This window comes from Polaromonas sp. P3_C2, from assembly GCF_056402675.1.
In genome coordinates this window covers 1-1,932 of record NZ_JBFUGX010000721.1, presented here as the reverse complement: position 1 = coordinate 1,932, position 1,932 = coordinate 1, and the positions used below count along the sequence as shown (strand labels likewise).

The following is a 1,932-nucleotide window of genomic DNA, read 5'->3' as shown; positions in this document are numbered from 1 at the left end:
GTCCAGCATTAACCGTTCCTTACCGCCAACTCCTCCTCGCAATTCTTGATATTTAAAAGGAACGACAACCCGAGGATCAGAGTCCAGATCATTCTTCCGAAGGGCCTCAGAGATTGTCTCTGCATTGGTGATCAAGACGACACAAAGACGATCAAGTCGATGCTGATGCGCAAATAAAATGCGGTCCATCGCCTCGAAAACACGAGAGTCAATCTCGGGGAAGGGATGAAAAATACAAAGAATGTCATTGAAAAAATTGAACCGCTCTTTGAAGGAATCGCATGGCTTCAGAAATACGTAGGGCAGACTGGATTTGCCATGTACCTGCTCCCCCGCGTACGCTACGAACCATACTGCGGCTAAGTTGTTTGTTATTTCGATTTCCTGGGGACCAAACCTCGTAAGAGTTAGCCCTGCCATCAATCCTGGTTTTTGATGCATGTCATCCTCCGTTGCTATAGCGCGATGGTAGCGATGTAAATGGAACCAGTCACCCCCAGATCCTCAGCTACTTCTTGCTCTGAAATGACAGCGCTTGCTGGTGGTTATCTCATCTATTTGTAGGGGGACGGGAAATGGCTACGAGAAAAGACAAGCCAGGGGTGACTCCCTCAGTAGTTACTTATTCGGGTACTCCTTGAGCTATGGTTGCGTGCGGTCAATGCCGATAGACTCACAACTACTATGACGGAAACACACGACAAGATTCTTGATCGTCTAGGTGGACCGGCCCTGCTTCACTGGCACCGATTGTTTGGCGTCGATACCAGTGTTGAGGAGTACATCCTCAAATACAAGCTGCAGATGGAGCGCGGAATGGCGTCCACCAAAGCCGTTTACCTTGATACGAATTACTGGATATGGCTGCGAGATGCAGAGCTTGGAAGGGGAACTGTTGAAAGTGTTGCTCTGCTGGGCCGTCTGCGATCGCTAGTTGCGACTCGTAAGATCGTCTGCGTAAGTCATCTCACTTCTATGCTGGAAATCGCCAAACAGCTTGAAGATAGCGCTAGAGCCACCACCGCGCTGGTAGACGAACTGACGGAACGCGTCGCACTTTCACCGACAGCGGAGTTGGATGCACTAGAGGTCGGGAATTATGTTCGCTATAAGTCGGGCGTTGTGGGGCGAAGCCCACCGCTGCAGTGGACTTGTTTGGGCCAGATTGTCAAATCAGACCTCTCGGGTGGTAATGTCTTGCCTCCGAATATCGGTAATGCAGGTCAAGCCATTCTCAAAAGTGCTGCCGATGCTTTTTGGAACCAAGGGTTCTCCGAGATATTCGAGGCCTTTGACTGGAATACTAAGCATCACCTGAAGTCTGATTTAGATGCAGAAACGCTGATCAAGGTCGAGGAGCGAAAGAAGACGAGACCTCACAACGGAGATTTCCGGAGAACGTGTGAAGCCGAATTCGAGGCTGTGCTGATACAGCACGTCGGACTTTTTGAAGCGGAGCTAGTGAAACTTCTGGGGTCGAGCGGTGCTGCAGCTTTGGATACGAAGTCATCTTTGGCTGCGCAGAGCTTAGCGCGACACGCAGTGGCCGACTATCAGGCTGGTGCACTTGGCCGCCATCTGCCAGGGTTTGTCATTCGCAATGAACTCTATTCAACATACGAGTGTGATCCATCCCACACACTTTCCAACAATGACTGGCAAGATTGGCAGCATGCGTCAGTAGCCCTGCCGTACTGCGATCTTTTCCTCACAGAAAGGCGCCTGGCGCATCAGGTGACCAATGTATTGCAACTCGACTCCAAGTACCAATGCCGCGTGGTCGGGCGAGGTGTGGATGCGGCGCTCGTGGCGTTGGACGAGCTCTTCTAGTAGGATTTTGGCTGTTTGGACTTGACCCAACGGGTCGGTTCGACGCTACGAAAAAGCCCCTGGTTCTCAAGGTTTTTGGCATAGCGAGACGCGATTCACACT

At 51.1% G+C, this 1,932-nt stretch carries 2 protein-coding genes; one reads left to right on the top strand and one right to left on the bottom strand.

Annotated features, from left to right (window positions below):
• Positions 1–441 (bottom strand): hypothetical protein (locus tag AC1DWI_RS21170; RefSeq protein ID WP_477725675.1); only part of this gene is annotated, 441 nt, incomplete at its 3' end.
• Positions 442–684: 243 nt separating this feature from the next.
• Here AC1DWI_RS21170 and AC1DWI_RS21165 point away from each other — a divergent pair.
• Positions 685–1,830 (top strand): hypothetical protein, encoded by a 1,146-nt coding sequence (locus tag AC1DWI_RS21165; RefSeq protein ID WP_477668176.1) that lies wholly within the window; start codon positions 685–687, stop codon positions 1,828–1,830.
• Positions 1,831–1,932 lie beyond the last annotated feature (102 nt).

What these genes read in the sequence shown, in the direction of transcription:
- AC1DWI_RS21165 (WP_477668176.1), top strand. Translation starts at nt 685, where the DNA reads ATGACGGAAACACACGACAAGATTCTTGATCGTCTAGGTGGACCGGCC.